This is a genomic window from Pseudomonas taiwanensis DSM 21245, from assembly GCF_000425785.1.
Taxonomy (GTDB): Bacteria; Pseudomonadota; Gammaproteobacteria; order Pseudomonadales; family Pseudomonadaceae; genus Aquipseudomonas; species Aquipseudomonas taiwanensis.
Window position 1 is genome coordinate 25,681 of sequence record NZ_AUEC01000036.1, and the last position, 15,504, is coordinate 41,184.

Here is a 15,504-nt window from a genome sequence, read left to right on the forward strand (position 1 = left end):
ACAGCTTTGCAAGAGGCTCACCACAAACGAAAAAGCCCCGTCGCATGACGGGGCTTCTGGAGCGACGTCGCGATTAGGCTGCGACGATGCTCACGTAACGGCGGTTGAACTCGCCTTTCTTCTCGAACTTGATCACGCCTTCGATCTTGGCGAACAGAGTGTGATCCTTGCCCATGCCAACGCCGTAGCCGGCGTGGAACTGGGTGCCGCGCTGGCGGACGATGATGTTGCCGGCCTTGATGACCTGGCCGCCATACATCTTCACGCCAAGGCGTTTCGATTCTGAGTCGCGACCGTTACGAGTACTACCACCAGCCTTTTTGTGTGCCATGGTTCAATTCTCCAATAAATTCAGGGGATCGAGGGGATTAAGCCTGGATACCGGTGATTTTGATTTCGGTGAACCACTGGCGGTGGCCCATACGCTTCATGTGGTGCTTACGACGACGGAACTTGATGATGCGGACCTTGTCGTGACGGCCTTGCGAAACGACTTCGGCTACAACTTTAGCACCAGCGACGACTGGAGCGCCGATGGTGACGTCGTCACCATTGGCAACCAGCAGAACGCGATCGAAGGTCACGGATTCGCCAGTAGCGACTTCCAGTTTTTCGATCTTGAGGAATTCACCTTCAGCGACTTTGTACTGCTTGCCGCCGGTAACGATTACTGCGTAAGACATGGGTATTTCTCCGATAATCCTGCTCACCCAGCGCTTTATATGATGAGTATTGGCTGGCATGGCTGCATGGGGCTGGAACGGCCCTGTGCAATTGCGTAAGGCAGGTGCTGCCCAGGAAGTTAGGGTGCGCGATTGTACGCAACCCAGGTTTTGCTTGCAAGTGCCGCCCCAGGCCCGCAGGTACCGCGCCTTGACACACCGGGACCCGCGACCTAGCATGCCGCGCAACCTCAATGGAGCAGCCGATGCAACCCCAATCCTTCTACCGCGCGGTGGCTGACGATTTCAGCGCCGTCGACGAGATCATCAAGAAGCAGCTGACCTCGCGCGTGCCGCTGGTATCGAAGATCGGCGACTATATCACGTCCGCTGGCGGCAAGCGCCTGCGCCCCCTGCTGGTGCTGCTGTGCGGCAAGGCGCTGGGCCGTGAAGGCAACGACCTGCGCCTGCTGGCCGCCACCATCGAGTTCCTGCACACCGCCACCTTGCTGCATGACGATGTGGTCGACATGTCCGGCATGCGCCGTGGCCGCTCCACCGCCAACGCCCTGTGGGGCAACGCACCGAGCGTGCTGGTGGGCGACTTCCTTTATTCGCGCTCGTTCGAAATGATGGTCGAGCTGGGCTCGATGCCGGTCATGAAGATCCTGTCCCAGGCCACCCGCGTCATCGCCGAGGGTGAGGTGCTGCAGCTGTCGCGCGTCCGTGATGCCAGCACCACCGAGGAAATCTACATGGACGTCATCCGCGGCAAGACCGCGATGCTGTTCGAAGCCTCGACCCACAGCGCAGCGGCGCTGGCGGGCGCCACCGAGGAGCAGCGCGAAGCACTGCGCACCTTCGGCGACCACCTGGGCGTAGCTTTCCAACTGGTCGACGACCTGCTCGACTACGAAGGCGATGCGCAAGCCCTGGGCAAGAACGTCGGCGACGACCTGGCCGAAGGCAAGCCGACCCTGCCGCTGATCTACACCATGCGCGAAGGTACGCCCGAGCAGGCGGCCCTGGTGCGCAAGGCGATCCAGAAGGGTGGCCTCGATGATCTGGAGCAGATCCGTGAAGCGGTCAGTGCATCGGGCGCCCTCAAGTACACTGCCGAGCTGGCCCGTGACTACGTCAAGCGTGCCATTGCCTGCCTGGAAGTGCTGCCTGCCAGCCAATACCGGGATGCCCTGGTCGAGCTGAGCGAATTCGCCGTCGCACGCACGCACTGAACACCGCTTCGCCCTCCTTCGCGGGTAACCCGGCTCCGATGCTGTATCGGGAGCGGGGTTACCCGCGAAGGCATTTGTACGGACAGAAACACTTGCCGCACAAAACCTTATACAATATGGGCCTTTAACCGTCCGTCTGTTTAAGGAACCGAAGTGAGCACTCTGCCACCCTGCCCCAAATGCAACTCCGAATACACCTACGAGGATGGCACCCAGCTGATCTGCCCTGAGTGCGCCCACGAGTGGTCGGCCAGCGGCGAAGCCGAGGCCGCCAGCGATGACGTGGTGAAAAAGGATTCTGTCGGTAATGTCCTGCAGGACGGCGACACCGTTACCGTCATCAAGGACCTCAAGGTCAAAAGCTCCTCCCTGGTCGTCAAGGTTGGCACCAAGGTCAAGAACATCCGCCTGTGCGACGGCGACCACGATATCGACTGCAAGATCGACGGCATCGGCGCGATGAAGCTGAAGTCCGAGTTCGTGCGTAAGGTCTGATGACGCGCCTGTCCGGCAATTGGCGCTTGCTATTTAGATAATAAGAATTATTCTCATTGGAACCGCTATCCAAGGAGAATAGCCATGACTTATCTGATCGACGCCTGGCTGGACCGCCCTCACCCCTACCTGCGCATACTTCATCGCGAAACCGGCGAAGTGTGCGCGTTGCTTGAAGCAGAAGCGCTCGATGAACTGCGTGACCAGGGCGACCTGGACATGAGCGGGTTGAATTCGAGCGAGCCGATGGTGCTCAAGGAGCTGGTGCGAAATGTGTTTCTGTTCTGCTATGCGCGGGCGTTGCGCCCCGGTGGGACAGACTGGATGTGAAGCTCGCAGGTCTTTGAGTATTCGCGGGTAAACCCGCTCCCACAGGCCCTGTAGGAGCGGGTTTACCCGCGAATGGCATCAGCAGGTCTTACAGAACGTCGAGCAGCTCGACGTCGAACACCAGTACGCTGTGCGGCGGGATGCTGCCCACGCCTTGAGCGCCGTAAGCCAGTTCGCTCGGCACGTACAGACGCCATTTGCTGCCAGCGTTCATCAGCTGCAGGGCTTCGGTCCAACCCGCGATCACACCGCCCACCGGGAATTCAGCCGGCTGACCACGCTCGTACGAGCTGTCGAACACGGTGCCGTCGATCAAGGTGCCGTGGTAGTGGGTACGCACGTTGTCTTCGCGGGTCGGCTTGGCGCCTTCACCTGCGGTCAACACTTCGAACTGCAGGCCCGAAGCCAGGGTGGTGATGCCTTCACGCTTGGCGTTCTCGGCCAGGAATGCCTTGCCTTCGGCAGCGGCGGCTTCAGCCTTGGCGGCCGCTTCGGCTTGCATCACTTCGCGGATGACTTTGAAGCTGGCCGACAGGTCGGCTTCGCTGACGCGGCTTTCAGCACCGTTGAAGGCGTCGGTCAGGCCGGCCAGGATCGCTTCCAGGCTGACGCCGGGTGGCGGGTTGTCACGCAGCTGGCCGCCCAGCTGACGGCCGATGCCGTAGCTGACGCGAGATTCGTCGGTGGTCAGGTTGAGTTCGGACATTGTCGTGCTCCACTGCAGGGCGCAGTGAAGCCGCGCCCTTGATGAAAAGGGCGAGCAGCCTAGCACACTGGGACGCTGCGAGCAGCTACCAGGCCGAACGCTGGGAAATCGGAACCTTGAGGTCTTCTTCAGGATGGGTGCCCATGCCGACCATTTCATCCTGGACGGACCAGTGCACCAGGTTCATGGAGACCATCGGAATGGTTTGCAGCAACTTGCGCGCATCCTCCACCGAATGCACCCGCAAGCGTTCTCCCCGCGTGTCGGACAAAGGATGGGCATGCCCCTTGACCCGAGCCTCGAGCAGGTAATCGCCACCTTCGATGGCGATCAGGTTGACTTCATCGACATGGCCGGCCCTGGCCTCGGAATTGAGCTGATGCAGGTTCATGAGAGCACCTCGCAATGGGAACCACGCATGACTGCTCATTTTTTGTACGGAAAAGGGCAATACACAAGGCATTACCGCCGCCGCTCGTCCGTTAGTGTGCATTTGCCGTGGGAGCAAGGGCGGCTCCCACAGCGCCAGCCGTCAATGCTTGGTGACTTTGTCCAGGTAACCCATGACGAACGCCGAGATGACGAAAGTCATGTGGATGATCACGTACCACATCAGGTAGTCGGTGGAGATGTTCTGCGCATCCATGAACACCCGCAGCAGGTGGATGGAGGAGATCGCCACGATGGACGCCGCCACTTTCATCTTCAGCGACGAAGAATCCATCTTGCCCAGCCAGTTGAGCTTCTCCTTGCTTTCGTCGATGTCCAGCTGCGAGACGAAGTTCTCGTAGCCCGAGATCATCACCATCACCAGCAGGCCGCCAACCAGCGACATGTCGATCAGCGACAGGATGACCAGGATCAGGTCCGCCTCGGCCAACGAGAACACGTTGGGCAGGACGTGGATGATTTCCTGGAAGAACTTCAACGCCAGGGCGAGCAAGCCCAGGGACAGGCCGAAATAGATAGGAGCGAGCAGCCAGCGAGAGGCATACATCGCGTTTTCGAGAATACGTTCCATGGAGGGATTGGGACTCGTCAGGTGACTAAAAAAGCGAGGGCGAGTATAGCCAGCCACCTGTGACAGCAAAAGCCTTGGGCAGTTGCGCGAGCCAATCGCCAGCGCCTTCCGAAACGAGCAGCGGCGGCGGCTCAGGTTTCAGGATGGAACTGGTAATCCCCAAGGTTGCGACAACGCTCGCCGTTGATCCGTCGCAACTGCGCCTGCAGGTGCAGCGCCCAGATCTGTGGATCGTGCGCCACCTGATACCCGTGCAAGGTCAGGCTGTCGACGATGGCATGGAGCACCGACTCGGCCACCGCGGGCCCATGGAACGGTCCCTGCGCCTTGATGGCCGACGGTTGTTCACCGGCCATGCCGGCAGCGAACAGCAGGGTCCACATGCCGTTGTCACCGGCCAGTGGGCGAATGCTGCATTCAATGCGGGTCACCAGGCCCAGGCACTGGCGAGTAAGGCTGAGGTTGCGCATGGCCGCGTCCCCTCCAATGAGCCCTGTTCAGCCTGGAATCACAGGCTGTTTCCATCCTGAACCCTGATACCGTCCTACGTTCCAGCATAGAATAGCGACGGAAAAAGATGGAAAACCGGCGCTGAACGGTAGCACATCGCCTTCAGCGCCGTTTTCTTGACTCAAGCCGGCTTGGCTTGGGCAATCATGTCCTCCAGACGTTCTTTTTCTGCCTCTTTGATGTCTTCTTCGCTGATCATCTCGGCGATTTCCCGCAGGCGCTCCACCACCCGGGCATTGACGCTGCCTTCGGTGAACTGGCCCTTGTCGTCCAGTACGCCGGCCTCCTCACCCACCAGCAAGCTCAACGCCTCGTCGGCCTGGCTCACCGCGTAGACGTGGAACTGCCCGGCCTCGACCGCCTGCAACACCCGCTCGTCGAGCATCAGCGTGGCGACGTTGGCCCGCGGGATGATCACGCCTTGGTCGCCCGTCAGGCCTCGGGCATCGCACAGGCGGAAGAAGCCTTCGATCTTCTCGTTGACCCCACCCACAGCCTGCACTTCACCGAACTGGTTGATCGACCCGGTGATGGCGAAGCACTGCTTGAGCGGCGTGCGCGACAAGGCCGAGATCAGCGTGCACACCTCGCCCAGCGAAGCACTGTCGCCGTCGACATAGCCGTAGGACTGCTCCAGGGCGATGCTTGCCGAGATCGCCAGCGGGAACTCCTGGGCGTAGCGGCTGCCGAGGTAACCGGTGAGGATCATCACCCCCTTGGAGTGAATCGGCTGGCCCAGGTTGACCTCGCGCTCGATATCGACGATGCCGCTGCCACCGGGGTACACCGTGGCCGAGATCCGCGCCGGCATACCGAACGCCGAGTCACCGACCTCCAGCACCGTCAGCCCGTTGCACTTGCCGATGGCCGCGCCCTCGGTGTCGATCAAGATGATGCCGGCGAGCATGTCGTCCAGCACCCGCTGCGAAACCCGACCGGTACGGGTGGCCTTGGCCTTGAGCGCACGTTCGATGTGCCCCGCGTCGGTCATGGTGTCGCTGGCCAGCTGGCGAATGAAATCGGCCTCGCTGACCAACTGGAAGAGATCGCCGATACGCGCCGACAGCCGCGACTGGTTTTCCGCCAGGCGGGCGCTGTAGGTGGCCAGGCGTGCCACCGCATCGCTGGTCAGCGGCGCCATGCCCTCTTCGTTGGTACGGGTACGCAGCAACTGGGCGAACTGCTCCAGGTTCTCGTCGACCATGGGCATGTCTTCGTCGAAGTCCACCAGCACCCGGAACATCTCCTGGAAGTCCGGGTCGTGGTCCTGCAACGCGTAGTACAGCTGACGCGAACCGATGATCACCAGCTTGACGTTCAGCGGGATCACCTGCGGCGTAAGGCTGACGGTGGCCACGCGGCCCAGTTCGCCCAGGGGCGACTCCATCTTCAGCTTGCGCGATTGCAGGGCGCGCTTGAGCGCGTCCCACACGAACGGCTCACCCAGCATTTTCTCGGCTTCCAGAATCAGGAAGCCGCCGTTGGCGCGGTGCAGCGCACCGGGGCGCAGCTGGCGGTACGAGGTGTACAGGGCCCCCTGGTCGGTGCTGTATTCGATACGGCCGAACAAATTGTCGTAGGTCGGGTGCGGCTCGAACACTACCGGCGCGCCGCCATCGGCATGGTGGCCGACCACCAGGCTGGGGGCGTATTGCTCTTCCAGCAGCTTACGCGCGGCGGCATCCGTCTTGCTGTCGTCGACCAGTTGCTCGACCACAGTTCGCAGCAGGTTCAGCTGCATGGACTGCAGGTAGGCGCACACGGCCGCATTCTCGGCGTACTTCTGCGACAACGGCGCCAGCAGCGGCTGCAAGGCCAGGGTGATGGTTTCTTCGTTGAGCTGGCGCAGCTGGTTGTTCGACTCACGCTTCCATTGCGGCAAGCTGGCGAGTTCTTCGTTCAAGCGCTCTTCCAGCAGGGCGATGTCTTCGTGGAACTGCTCGCGAACCTCTTCTGGCAACTGGGCGAATTCGGCTTCATCCAGTGCCTTGCCGTCGGCCATGGGGGTGAAGGCGACGTTGCTGGCGTCGCGGTACAGGGCCACGTCCTTCTCGAGCGAGGCACGTTCGATCACGTCCAGGGCGCGGTCATAGCGCTGGTTGAAGGCGCGGTCGATGGCGCCTTTCTTCTGCTGGTAGGACGGGTGCTCGAACACCGCCGGGAAGGTGGACAGCAGGTTGTCGATCAGCCCCCCCATGTCGGCGATGAACTCGGCGGCGCTGCCCGACGGCAGCTCCAGCGCACGCGGCTCGCGGGTGTCGTCGAAGTGGTTGACGTAGACCCAGTCGGACGGGGTCTGCTGACGCTTGCCCTCGGCCTTGAGGTAGCGTTTGACGAACGAGAAGCGGCCAGTGCCCGGCTCGCCCATCACATACACGTTGTAACCAGGGCGCGGCATCGCCACGCCAAATTGCAGGGCCTCTACAGCGCGCTCCTGGCCCAGTACTCCGCGAAACGGCTCCAGATCGTCGGTGTTGGTGAATGCAAACTGCTCGGGGGAAAAACGCCGGGTCAGGGCTTCGGGCGCGAGACGCAGGCGCGCAGCGACAGGATCGGGCATTGTGTTTCCTTACTTCGGCGGGCGGATAGCAGCATTCTGGCGCTGCCCGCGCGCGCCTTGCAAGGCTCGGCGGGACTTTATGTCGCAGCCGCATCGCCCACCGAAGGCAAGCAAATTTTTCGCAATCAGCGACGCAACCTTTAGATCGTGCCTAAACTCCAAGCTGCGCGGGTGGGTGAAAAGCTTTCCCGACCTGGCAACCGAGTTGCCAGATAACCCTGACCCTTGGTTTAGACAAAGAGAACAAATGCTATGAAACGGATTCTTCTGGGTACTCTGTTCACCGTGGTCTCCATCAACGCCATGGCCGAAGCGCCAGGTGGCCCGAACTGCGGCTGGGGTAACCTGCTGTTCGAAGGCCAACGCGGCACTCCGGCGCACTTCCTGGCCTCTACCACCAACGGCACCTCCGGCAACGCCACCTTCGGTATGACTTCCGGTACCAACGGCTGCTCGACCAAGGCGGCACTGACCTATGGCGGCAAGTCGTGGTTCGCCATGAATGGCATGATGAACGAGCTGTCCGAAGACATGGCCAAGGGCCAGGGCGAAGCCCTGACCACCTATGCCGTGGTACTCGGCGTGGCTCCGGAAGACCGCGGCTACTTTGCATCGGTCACCCACCAGCACTTCGACCAGATCTTCAGCAGCGCCGACGTCACTGCCGAGACTGTCCACAACAACACCCTGGCCGTTCTGAAGAACGACCCACGCCTGGCCAAGTACGCCACCGAGGCCTAAGCGCAGCTGCTCCCGCCCCTTCTCGGGGCGGGTTTCGCCTTTTCTTTCGGCATCGTTGAGAAGTAGTTGCCCGACATGCTCAAACGCCTCGCTTACCTGGCGCTGGTTGCCTGCGCCCCTGTTCATGCCATGCCTGCGCTGGAACAAGGCCGTATCCAGCAACTGGCCAATACCCCTTACTGGATTGCCCTGGGCCATTACGAAACCGCCAAGCTCGGCGGCTGGCGCAGCTATGTCGACGATGACGCGTTCTTCCTCGCCGAGGACGGCGCGCACCACCCCGACCAGGAGCTCAAGGCCACCGTCGAAGCGCTGTATGCCCCGGCCAGCCAAGGCGACAAGCACGCCCAGTGCGTATTCCCCGCCCGCACCCGCTGGCTGCGCGAGCAACTCGACCTGCAAGACCTGCCGCAACCGGACTGCCAGGCGTTCAAGACCTGGTACCAGTCGATCGACCCGCACAGCGCAGCGTTGATCTTCCCGGCGGCCTACCTGAACAGCCCATCGTCGATGTTCGGCCATACCCTGCTGCGCATCGACCAGTCCCACACCCGCAGCGACGACACCACGCTGCTGAGCTATGCGATCAATTTCGGCGCCTACATCGAAGGCAGCGACAACAGCATCCTGTATGCCTGGAAAGGCCTGATGGGCGGTTACCCAGGCCTGTTCGCGCTGATGCCTTACCAGGAGAAACTGTCCGAATACCGCAGCCTGGAAAACCGCGACCTGTGGGAATACCAGCTGGACCTCACGCCCGAAGAAACCGGGCGCATGGTCGAGCACGTGTGGGAACTCAAGCAGATCCAGTTCGATTACTTCTTCTTCGATGAAAACTGCTCCTACCGCCTGCTCGAACTGCTGCAAGTGGCCCGCCCAGGCCTGGACCTGACCTCGCAGTTCCCCCTGACCGCCATCCCCACCGACACGGTCAAGGCCGTCAAGCAGTCTGGTTTGGTCAGCAGCATCAACTACCGCCCCTCGCGCGAGCGAGAACTGCTGGCCCGGGCCGAGCCCCTGGATCACGACGAAAAGCGCCAGGTGCTGGCCGTCAGCGCCGACACGGCACAGCTGCAAAGCCCTGGGTTCACCGCCCTGCCCCGCGAGCGCCAAGCCCTGGTGCAGGATGCCGCGTACCGCCTGGAGCGTTACCGCGCCAACGGCCAGCAACGCGACCCCGCACAGGCCAAGCGCAGTTTCGAGCTGCTGCGGGCGATCAACCGCAACCCGCCGCCGGCGCTTGAAATAGAGCGACCCGGCCTGCCGGAGGATGGCCACGACTCGCGTACCTGGCAACTGGGCGTCGGCACCCGCGAGGACCGGGCCTTTGCCGAGTACGGCCTGCGCATGGCCTACCACGACCTCAACGACAACGCCTACGGCTTCCCGCTGGGCGCACAGATCGAAATCCTCCAGCTCAAGCTGCGCCAGTACGAAGGCAACGACTGGCAGGTGCAGCGCCTGGACCTGGCCACCATTCGCTCGCTGACGCCTCGCAACGCGCTGCTCAAGCCGTGGTCATGGCAGGTTGCCGGTGGTCTGGAACGGGTGCCGGGCAAGCATGACGACGAAGTGCTGGTCAGCCACGTGAACGGCGGCGCCGGTGGCACCTGGCAGTTGTCCGACGGCTTGCTGGGCTTTGCCCTGGGCACGGTGCGGGTCGAGCACCATAACGACTTCGCCCCGTTCATCGCCCCGGCAGCGGGCTTCAATGGCGGGCTGTTGTGGCGCAATGGGCTGGGCAACATGACGCTGGAGGCCAAGGGCGATTACTTCACCCATGGCGAAGTGCGGCGCAGCGTGAGCCTGAACCAGCAATGGGAGATCAGCCAGAACCTCGGGTTGCGCCTGAGCGCCTCGCGGGCATTCAGCCACCTGGCCACGGCGCAGAATGAGGTGATGCTGGAGTTGAAGTGGTATCACTATTGAGTCCTCTCAGCGCGCCTGCAGGCATCGGCTGGCCCTGCAGGCGCGACTTTACCCGCGACCAACGTGACCCAACCGACTCTTTGACACTGTTTTGACGACTCCCCGACAAAACGCCACCTAGACTTTCCACGATCGTTGGGAGGTGTTGTGGATATGTCGCGGTACTGGTTTGGGTTGTGCATCGCCTTGCTGCTGACAGGTTGCGAAACCACCCATGAGCAAATGGTCAAGCAAGGTTATCCCCCCGCCTACGCCGACGGCTTCCAGGATGGCTGCAGCAGCGGTCGCCAGGCTGCCGGGCTGATGGTCGGCGATTTTCGCAAGGACGTGCCCCGCTACCTGCACAACCGGCAGTATGAAAGTGGCTGGGACGATGGCTTTCGCCAGTGCCACGCCATGCAGGACAGCGAAGACCTGCGCCAGTACCGCGAGCGCTATTGGGATGAGCGTGACCGTGAATGGCAGCAGGAGAAAGACCGCGACGCGGGACGTGCCTATCGGCGCAACTAGGTCGCAAACGGACATCCCCCGAAACCACTGACCTGTCACCATGGTCCCCTGCATAAGGAGGCCCCAGCATGAGCCGAGCATTCGTCAACGAAGACCAGGCCGCCGCCCAGGCAGACCCGCCGGTAGAGCGCCTGGTGAGCGAGCAGCCCAACTACGTCACTGCCAACGGCCTGAACCAGCTGCACCAGCGGGTGGCCGCGCTCAATACCTTGCGCAGCGAACTACAGGCTCAAGGCGAGCGTGCCGACCAGCAACGCCTGGCCGATACCGAACGGGACCTGCGTTATTTCAGCGCGCGCGTACAGAGCGCGCAGGTGGTGCCTGCCGCGACCTCGCGCAGCAAGGTGCAGATCGGGAGCCGAGTGACGTTCGCCGATGAGCAGGGCCAGGAGCATTCGGTGCAACTGGTCGGGGAGGACGAGGCGGATGCCAGCCAAGGGTTGATCAACTGGGGCTCGCCGCTGGGACGGGCATTGTTGGGTTCAGCGCCTGGGGATGAAGTGTTGTGGCGACGGCCAGCGGGGGATCAACTGATCGAGGTCGTCGACATCGAAGGCGAACGGTAGGGGCCGCGCTGCGGCCCCCGGGCCTGCGATCAGACCACGCCTTGCGCCAGCATCGCGTCAGCCACTTTCACGAAGCCTGCGATGTTCGCGCCTTTGACATAGTTGACCTTGCCATCGGCCTCTTCACCGTAGTGCACGCACGCATGGTGAATCGACTGCATGATGTTGTGCAGCTTGCTGTCCACCTCGCCGGCGGTCCACAGCAGACGCATCGCATTTTGCGACATCTCAAGACCCGACACGGCCACGCCACCGGCGTTGGACGCCTTGCCCGGCGCGTACAGGATACCGGCGTCCAGGAAGATATCCACGGCTTCGAGGGTGGTCGGCATGTTGGCGCCTTCGGCTACGCAGATGCAGCCGTTTCGCAGCAAGGTGCGAGCGTCTTCGCTGTCCAGTTCGTTCTGCGTGGCGCATGGCAGGGCGATATCGCACGGCAGGCTCCACGGTGTCTGGCCCTTGCGGAACTCCAGGCCGAACTGGCTGGCCAGCTCGCTGATGCGGCCGCGCTTGACGTTCTTGAGCGCCATCAGCGCCTCCCACTGGGCATCGGTCAGGCCCGCTTCGGCGTACAGCGTGCCTTCGGAGTCGGACAACGAGATCACCTTGCCGCCCAGGTCCATGACCTTGCGCGCCGCATACTGGGCAACGTTGCCGGAACCGGAGATCGCCACGCGACGGCCGTCGATGCGCAGGTTCTGGCGCTTGAGCATTTCCTCGGCAAAGTACACGCAGCCATAGCCGGTGGCTTCCGGACGAATCAGGCTGCCGCCGTAGGTCATGCCCTTGCCGGTGAGTACCGAGGTGAACTGGTTGGCCAGGCGCTTGTACTGGCCGAACATGTAGCCGATTTCGCGTGCGCCGACGCCGATATCACCGGCCGGCACGTCGAGGTCGGCGCCGATGTGGCGGTAGAGCTCGCTCATGAAGGCCTGGCAGAAGCGCATGACTTCGGCATCGCTCTTGCCCTTGGGGTCGAAGTCCGAGCCGCCCTTGCCGCCGCCCATGGGCAGCGAGGTGAGGGAGTTCTTGAATACCTGTTCGAAGGCCAGGAACTTCAGCACGCCGAGGTTCACCGACGGGTGGAAGCGCAGGCCGCCCTTGTAAGGGCCAATGGCACTGCTCATCTGGATGCGGTAACCGCGGTTGACCTGGACCTTGCCCTGGTCATCGACCCACGACACTCGGAACAGCACCGCGCGCTCCGGCTCGACCATGCGCTCGAGAATCCCGGCCTGCAGGTAGCGAGGGTTGGCTTCGAGGAACGGCCACAGGCTGCGCAGCACCTCTTCCACCGCCTGGTGGAATTCGGGTTGGGCCGGATCGCGCTGTTTCAGGCGCGCGAGGAAATTGTCGACGGATTCGATCATGGTAGACATCTCACCAAGAGGGATTGGGCTTATTGGTTTTTTCTGGAATGTACCAAGAAGCAATCGCACTGGAACAGGGCGAAATGTCGTTTTTATGAAATTTTTTGGTGCGTATTATATAACTGTATACAAAATAGCCCTTCGGCGGCGGTCGCTCCGCGGCTACCCCACCCCCACAAGGAGCCTGCAAGTCCTGAGGTTAGCGCCGCATCTCCAGTAGCAGGAATGCCCGCGCATGAAGCCAACATCGCTTCCCAATCAGGCACAAAAATGGGGCCGCTAGGGCCCCATTCTTGTGCATCAAAAGACCGGCTTACTGGGCCAGTTTCTTGTGGCGTACACGGTGCGGCTGGGCAGCTGCGTCACCCAGGCGCTTCTTGCGATCGGCTTCGTACTCGGTGTAGTTACCTTCGAAGAACACCACGTTCGAGTCGTCTTCGTACGCCAGGATGTGGGTCGCCACACGGTCCAGGAACCAACGGTCGTGGGAAATCACGATGGCGGCGCCTGGGAAGTCCAGCAGGGCTTCTTCCAGCGAACGCAGGGTTTCGACGTCGAGGTCGTTGGACGGTTCGTCGAGCAGCAGGACGTTGCCGCCCTCTTTCAGGGTTAGCGCCAGGTGCAGACGGCCACGCTCACCGCCGGAGAGGTCCTTGACGAACTTCTGCTGGTCGCCACCCTTGAAGTTGAAGCGGCCAACGTAGGTGCGAGACGGGATCTCGTAGTTGCCGATGCGGATCATGTCGGAACCGTCGGAAACCTGCTGGAACACGGTCTTGTTGCCGTCCAGGTCTTCACGGCTCTGGTCGACGCAGGCCAGTTGCACGGTTTCGCCGATCTCGATGCTGCCCGAATCTGGCTGTTCCTTGCCCATCAACATGCGGAACAGGGTCGACTTACCGGCACCGTTACCGCCGATCACGCCAACGATGGCGCCCTTGGGCATGGAGAACGACAGGTTGTCGATCAGCACGCGGTCGCCATAGCCTTTGGTGACGTTCTTGAACTCGATGACCTTGTCGCCCAGGCGCGGACCGGCCGGGATGTAGATCTCGTTGGTCTCGCTGCGCTTCTGGAATTCCTGCGACTGCATTTCTTCGAAGCGTGCCAGACGGGCCTTGGACTTGGACTGGCGGGCCTTGGCGCCTTTGCGCACCCACTCCAGTTCCTCCTTCATGGCCTTCTCGTGGGCGCTCTGCTGCTTGGACTCTTGCGCCAGACGCTCGGACTTGGCCTCCAGCCAGCCCGAGTAGTTGCCTTCGTACGGGATACCGGCACCGCGGTCCAGTTCGAGGATCCAGCCGGCGACGTTGTCGAGGAAGTAACGGTCGTGGGTGATCGCCACCACGGTGCCGGGGAAGTCGTGCAGGAAGCGCTCCAGCCAGGCCACCGAGTCGGCGTCCAGGTGGTTGGTCGGTTCGTCGAGCAGCAGCATGTCGGGGGCCGACAGCAGCAGGCGGCACAGCGCCACGCGGCGCTTCTCACCACCGGACAGGTGCTCGATGCGGGCGTCCCAGGCTGGCAGACGCAGGGCGTCGGCGGCGACGTCCAGCTGACGCTCCAGGTTGTGGCCGTCGGCGGCCTGCAGGATAGCCTCCAGCTTGGCCTGTTCGGCGGCCAGCTTGTCGAAGTCGGCGTCGGGTTCGGCGTAGGCCGCGTACACTTCGTCCAGGCGCGCCTGGGCGTCCTTGATCACGCTGACCGCTTCCTCGACCACTTCACGGACCGACTTGGTCGGATCCAGTTGCGGCTCCTGCGGCAGGTAGCCGACGTTGATGTCAGGCATCGGACGGGCTTCGCCGTCGAATTCCTTGTCGACGCCCGCCATGATCCGCAGCAGGGTCGATTTACCCGCACCGTTCAGGCCGAGTACGCCGATCTTGGCGCCTGGGAAGAACGACAGGGAAATATTCTTGAGAATTTCCCGCTTCGGCGGCACGACCTTGCTCAGCCGATGCATGGTGTAGACGTATTGAGCCAAAACCAAGCCCTCTATCAGATAGGTAAAGACATCGACGTACGCCCCGGCCTTGTGACCAGGGGGATGTGTTTACGGGGGTGTCATTGAACAAAGTCGACCATTCTACGCCAAGACGCGGCATTGCGCAGGGTGGTCGGATGGTGGGATGAAGTTGCAGGGATCGAGCGCCGCTTCCAGCGTCCGTGACGGCCCTTTCGCGGGTAGAGCCCGCCCCCACAGGTTCGATCGTTTGCCGGACCGCACCCGCTTGGGGGCAGCCCATTGCTGTGGGAGCAGGTTTACCCGCGCATTGGCCCTTACCGGCTCGATAAGGGTGTCAGACGTGACGCTGCTTGGCCTTGCCCCGCGGCAAGCGGCAACGGTCGCCCTGCTCGGCAAGACGCGCGGCCCAGGCGGCCTTGACGCTGAAGCCACCGCGACGGGCAGGCTGCTCGGCGGCCTTGGCCGGCTTGCCGACCGGCGCGCTCACGACCTTGGCGGCTGGCTTGGCAGCGACGGACTCGACGGCCGGCTCTGCAACCGCCTTGGCAGTTTTGCGCAGCTCGGCCAGCGACGGGCTCTTGCTCTTCGGCGCGCTAGCCGCGCCAGATTTGTCCAGCGAACGCTGGCAAGACTTGCAGGATACGTCCTCGGTCACGGCAGTGCTGACAAGGGTCTGACTGCTGCGCCCGCAGGCGGAATCGAGGCCATTGGTGGAATAGTGGGTAACCAAAACCGAACATCTCCGATGCGTTGTCATTGAAGCGGCCGGCATTCTCGCACAGGTTGCAGGGGCTTGCCGAACCCCCCCAGCGGGCGACGACCGTCGGCACAGGACAGCAGCGCTGGCACTTTGCCATAATGATTGGCATGCTAGCCCCTTTCCGGTGTCCCGCCGTATAGTGCGCC

At 62.3% G+C, this 15,504-nt stretch carries 17 protein-coding genes; 7 read left to right on the forward strand and 10 right to left on the reverse strand.

All coding sequences use genetic code 11. The features are described 5' to 3' along the window. Nucleotides 1-73 precede the first annotated feature (73 nt). Nucleotides 74-331: a 50S ribosomal protein L27 gene (rpmA, locus tag H620_RS0116175; RefSeq protein ID WP_023382395.1), complete on the reverse strand. Its 258-nt coding sequence runs from the start codon at nucleotides 329-331 to the stop codon at nucleotides 74-76. 37 nt (nucleotides 332-368) lie between these two features. Continuing rightward, on the reverse strand, nucleotides 369-683 hold the full coding sequence (gene rplU, locus H620_RS0116180; protein WP_011532169.1) for a 50S ribosomal protein L21: 315 nt from the start codon (nucleotides 681-683) through the stop codon (nucleotides 369-371). Between the two features lie 245 nt (nucleotides 684-928). Between rplU and H620_RS0116185 the strand changes: the two genes are divergently transcribed. From H620_RS0116185 to H620_RS0116195, 3 genes are all read left to right on the forward strand, one after another. Then, nucleotides 929-1,897, forward strand: coding sequence for a polyprenyl synthetase family protein (locus H620_RS0116185; RefSeq protein WP_023382396.1), 969 nt, complete (start codon nucleotides 929-931; stop codon nucleotides 1,895-1,897). Between the two features lie 153 nt (nucleotides 1,898-2,050). Continuing rightward, nucleotides 2,051-2,392 carry a zinc ribbon domain-containing protein YjdM gene (locus tag H620_RS0116190; RefSeq protein ID WP_027907642.1) on the forward strand — a complete coding sequence of 114 codons (342 nt, stop codon included), beginning with the start codon at nucleotides 2,051-2,053 and terminating at the stop codon, nucleotides 2,390-2,392. An 84-nt stretch (nucleotides 2,393-2,476) separates the two neighbouring features. Further along, nucleotides 2,477-2,722 carry a PA4570 family protein gene (locus tag H620_RS0116195; protein WP_027907643.1) on the forward strand — a complete coding sequence of 82 codons (246 nt, stop codon included), beginning with the start codon at nucleotides 2,477-2,479 and terminating at the stop codon, nucleotides 2,720-2,722. Between the two features lie 88 nt (nucleotides 2,723-2,810). Here H620_RS0116195 and bamJ read toward each other — a convergent pair whose 3' ends face one another. From bamJ to H620_RS0116220, 5 genes are all read right to left on the reverse strand, one after another. After that, entirely contained in the window at nucleotides 2,811-3,428 is a 618-nt protein-coding gene (gene bamJ / locus H620_RS0116200) for a BamJ family beta-barrel-assembly machinery protein (protein WP_023382399.1), read from the reverse strand. 85 nt (nucleotides 3,429-3,513) lie between these two features. Then, nucleotides 3,514-3,819 (reverse strand): DUF6482 family protein, encoded by a 306-nt coding sequence (locus H620_RS0116205; RefSeq protein WP_023382400.1) that lies wholly within the window; start codon nucleotides 3,817-3,819, stop codon nucleotides 3,514-3,516. Between the two features lie 141 nt (nucleotides 3,820-3,960). Next, nucleotides 3,961-4,449, reverse strand: coding sequence for a TIGR00645 family protein (locus tag H620_RS0116210; protein WP_023382401.1), 489 nt, complete (start codon nucleotides 4,447-4,449; stop codon nucleotides 3,961-3,963). 131 nt (nucleotides 4,450-4,580) lie between these two features. Beyond that, nucleotides 4,581-4,919, reverse strand: coding sequence for a PA4575 family protein (locus tag H620_RS0116215; protein WP_023382402.1), 339 nt, complete (start codon nucleotides 4,917-4,919; stop codon nucleotides 4,581-4,583). A 161-nt stretch (nucleotides 4,920-5,080) separates the two neighbouring features. Further along, nucleotides 5,081-7,519 (reverse strand): Lon protease family protein, encoded by a 2,439-nt coding sequence (locus tag H620_RS0116220; protein ID WP_023382403.1) that lies wholly within the window; start codon nucleotides 7,517-7,519, stop codon nucleotides 5,081-5,083. A gap of 252 nt (nucleotides 7,520-7,771) precedes the next feature. Between H620_RS0116220 and H620_RS0116225 the strand changes: the two genes are divergently transcribed. The 4 genes from H620_RS0116225 to H620_RS0116240 all read left to right on the forward strand — a co-directional run bounded on the left by H620_RS0116225 (nucleotide 7,772) and on the right by H620_RS0116240 (nucleotide 11,265). Next, a complete protein-coding gene (locus H620_RS0116225) occupies nucleotides 7,772-8,260 on the forward strand; it encodes a DUF3015 domain-containing protein (RefSeq protein WP_023382404.1) in 489 nt (162 codons plus the stop codon). Nucleotides 8,261-8,335: 75 nt separating this feature from the next. Then, the gene (locus H620_RS0116230) at nucleotides 8,336-10,189 is read left to right on the forward strand and encodes an Lnb N-terminal periplasmic domain-containing protein (protein WP_027907644.1); all 1,854 of its coding nucleotides are present in this window, start codon (nucleotides 8,336-8,338) and stop codon (nucleotides 10,187-10,189) included. 153 nt (nucleotides 10,190-10,342) lie between these two features. Next, nucleotides 10,343-10,699, forward strand: coding sequence for a hypothetical protein (locus tag H620_RS0116235; RefSeq protein WP_023382406.1), 357 nt, complete (start codon nucleotides 10,343-10,345; stop codon nucleotides 10,697-10,699). A gap of 68 nt (nucleotides 10,700-10,767) precedes the next feature. Then, nucleotides 10,768-11,265 carry a GreA/GreB family elongation factor gene (locus H620_RS0116240; protein ID WP_027907645.1) on the forward strand — a complete coding sequence of 166 codons (498 nt, stop codon included), beginning with the start codon at nucleotides 10,768-10,770 and terminating at the stop codon, nucleotides 11,263-11,265. A 29-nt stretch (nucleotides 11,266-11,294) separates the two neighbouring features. Here the strand turns inward: H620_RS0116240 and gdhA are convergent, their stop codons facing one another. From gdhA to H620_RS0116255, 3 genes are all read right to left on the reverse strand, one after another. Next, complete coding sequence (gene gdhA, locus H620_RS0116245) at nucleotides 11,295-12,635, reverse strand: NADP-specific glutamate dehydrogenase (protein WP_023382408.1); 1,341 nt, start codon at nucleotides 12,633-12,635, stop codon at nucleotides 11,295-11,297. Nucleotides 12,636-12,948: 313 nt separating this feature from the next. Next, the gene (gene ettA, locus H620_RS0116250; protein WP_023382409.1) at nucleotides 12,949-14,616 is read right to left on the reverse strand and encodes an energy-dependent translational throttle protein EttA; all 1,668 of its coding nucleotides are present in this window, start codon (nucleotides 14,614-14,616) and stop codon (nucleotides 12,949-12,951) included. Nucleotides 14,617-14,932: 316 nt separating this feature from the next. Next, complete coding sequence (locus H620_RS0116255; RefSeq protein ID WP_023382410.1) at nucleotides 14,933-15,328, reverse strand: hypothetical protein; 396 nt, start codon at nucleotides 15,326-15,328, stop codon at nucleotides 14,933-14,935. Nucleotides 15,329-15,504 lie beyond the last annotated feature (176 nt).

What these genes read in the sequence shown, in the direction of transcription:
- rpmA (WP_023382395.1), bottom strand. Translation starts at nt 331, where the DNA reads ATGGCACACAAAAAGGCTGGTGGTAGTACTCGTAACGGTCGCGACTCA.
- rplU (WP_011532169.1), bottom strand. Translation starts at nt 683, where the DNA reads ATGTCTTACGCAGTAATCGTTACCGGCGGCAAGCAGTACAAAGTCGCT.
- H620_RS0116185 (WP_023382396.1), top strand. Translation starts at nt 929, where the DNA reads ATGCAACCCCAATCCTTCTACCGCGCGGTGGCTGACGATTTCAGCGCC.
- H620_RS0116195 (WP_027907643.1), top strand. Translation starts at nt 2,477, where the DNA reads ATGACTTATCTGATCGACGCCTGGCTGGACCGCCCTCACCCCTACCTG.
- bamJ (WP_023382399.1), bottom strand. Translation starts at nt 3,428, where the DNA reads ATGTCCGAACTCAACCTGACCACCGACGAATCTCGCGTCAGCTACGGC.
- H620_RS0116205 (WP_023382400.1), bottom strand. Translation starts at nt 3,819, where the DNA reads ATGAACCTGCATCAGCTCAATTCCGAGGCCAGGGCCGGCCATGTCGAT.
- H620_RS0116210 (WP_023382401.1), bottom strand. Translation starts at nt 4,449, where the DNA reads ATGGAACGTATTCTCGAAAACGCGATGTATGCCTCTCGCTGGCTGCTC.
- H620_RS0116215 (WP_023382402.1), bottom strand. Translation starts at nt 4,919, where the DNA reads ATGCGCAACCTCAGCCTTACTCGCCAGTGCCTGGGCCTGGTGACCCGC.
- H620_RS0116220 (WP_023382403.1), bottom strand. Translation starts at nt 7,519, where the DNA reads ATGCCCGATCCTGTCGCTGCGCGCCTGCGTCTCGCGCCCGAAGCCCTG.
- H620_RS0116225 (WP_023382404.1), top strand. Translation starts at nt 7,772, where the DNA reads ATGAAACGGATTCTTCTGGGTACTCTGTTCACCGTGGTCTCCATCAAC.
- H620_RS0116230 (WP_027907644.1), top strand. Translation starts at nt 8,336, where the DNA reads ATGCTCAAACGCCTCGCTTACCTGGCGCTGGTTGCCTGCGCCCCTGTT.
- H620_RS0116235 (WP_023382406.1), top strand. Translation starts at nt 10,343, where the DNA reads ATGTCGCGGTACTGGTTTGGGTTGTGCATCGCCTTGCTGCTGACAGGT.
- H620_RS0116240 (WP_027907645.1), top strand. Translation starts at nt 10,768, where the DNA reads ATGAGCCGAGCATTCGTCAACGAAGACCAGGCCGCCGCCCAGGCAGAC.
- gdhA (WP_023382408.1), bottom strand. Translation starts at nt 12,635, where the DNA reads ATGATCGAATCCGTCGACAATTTCCTCGCGCGCCTGAAACAGCGCGAT.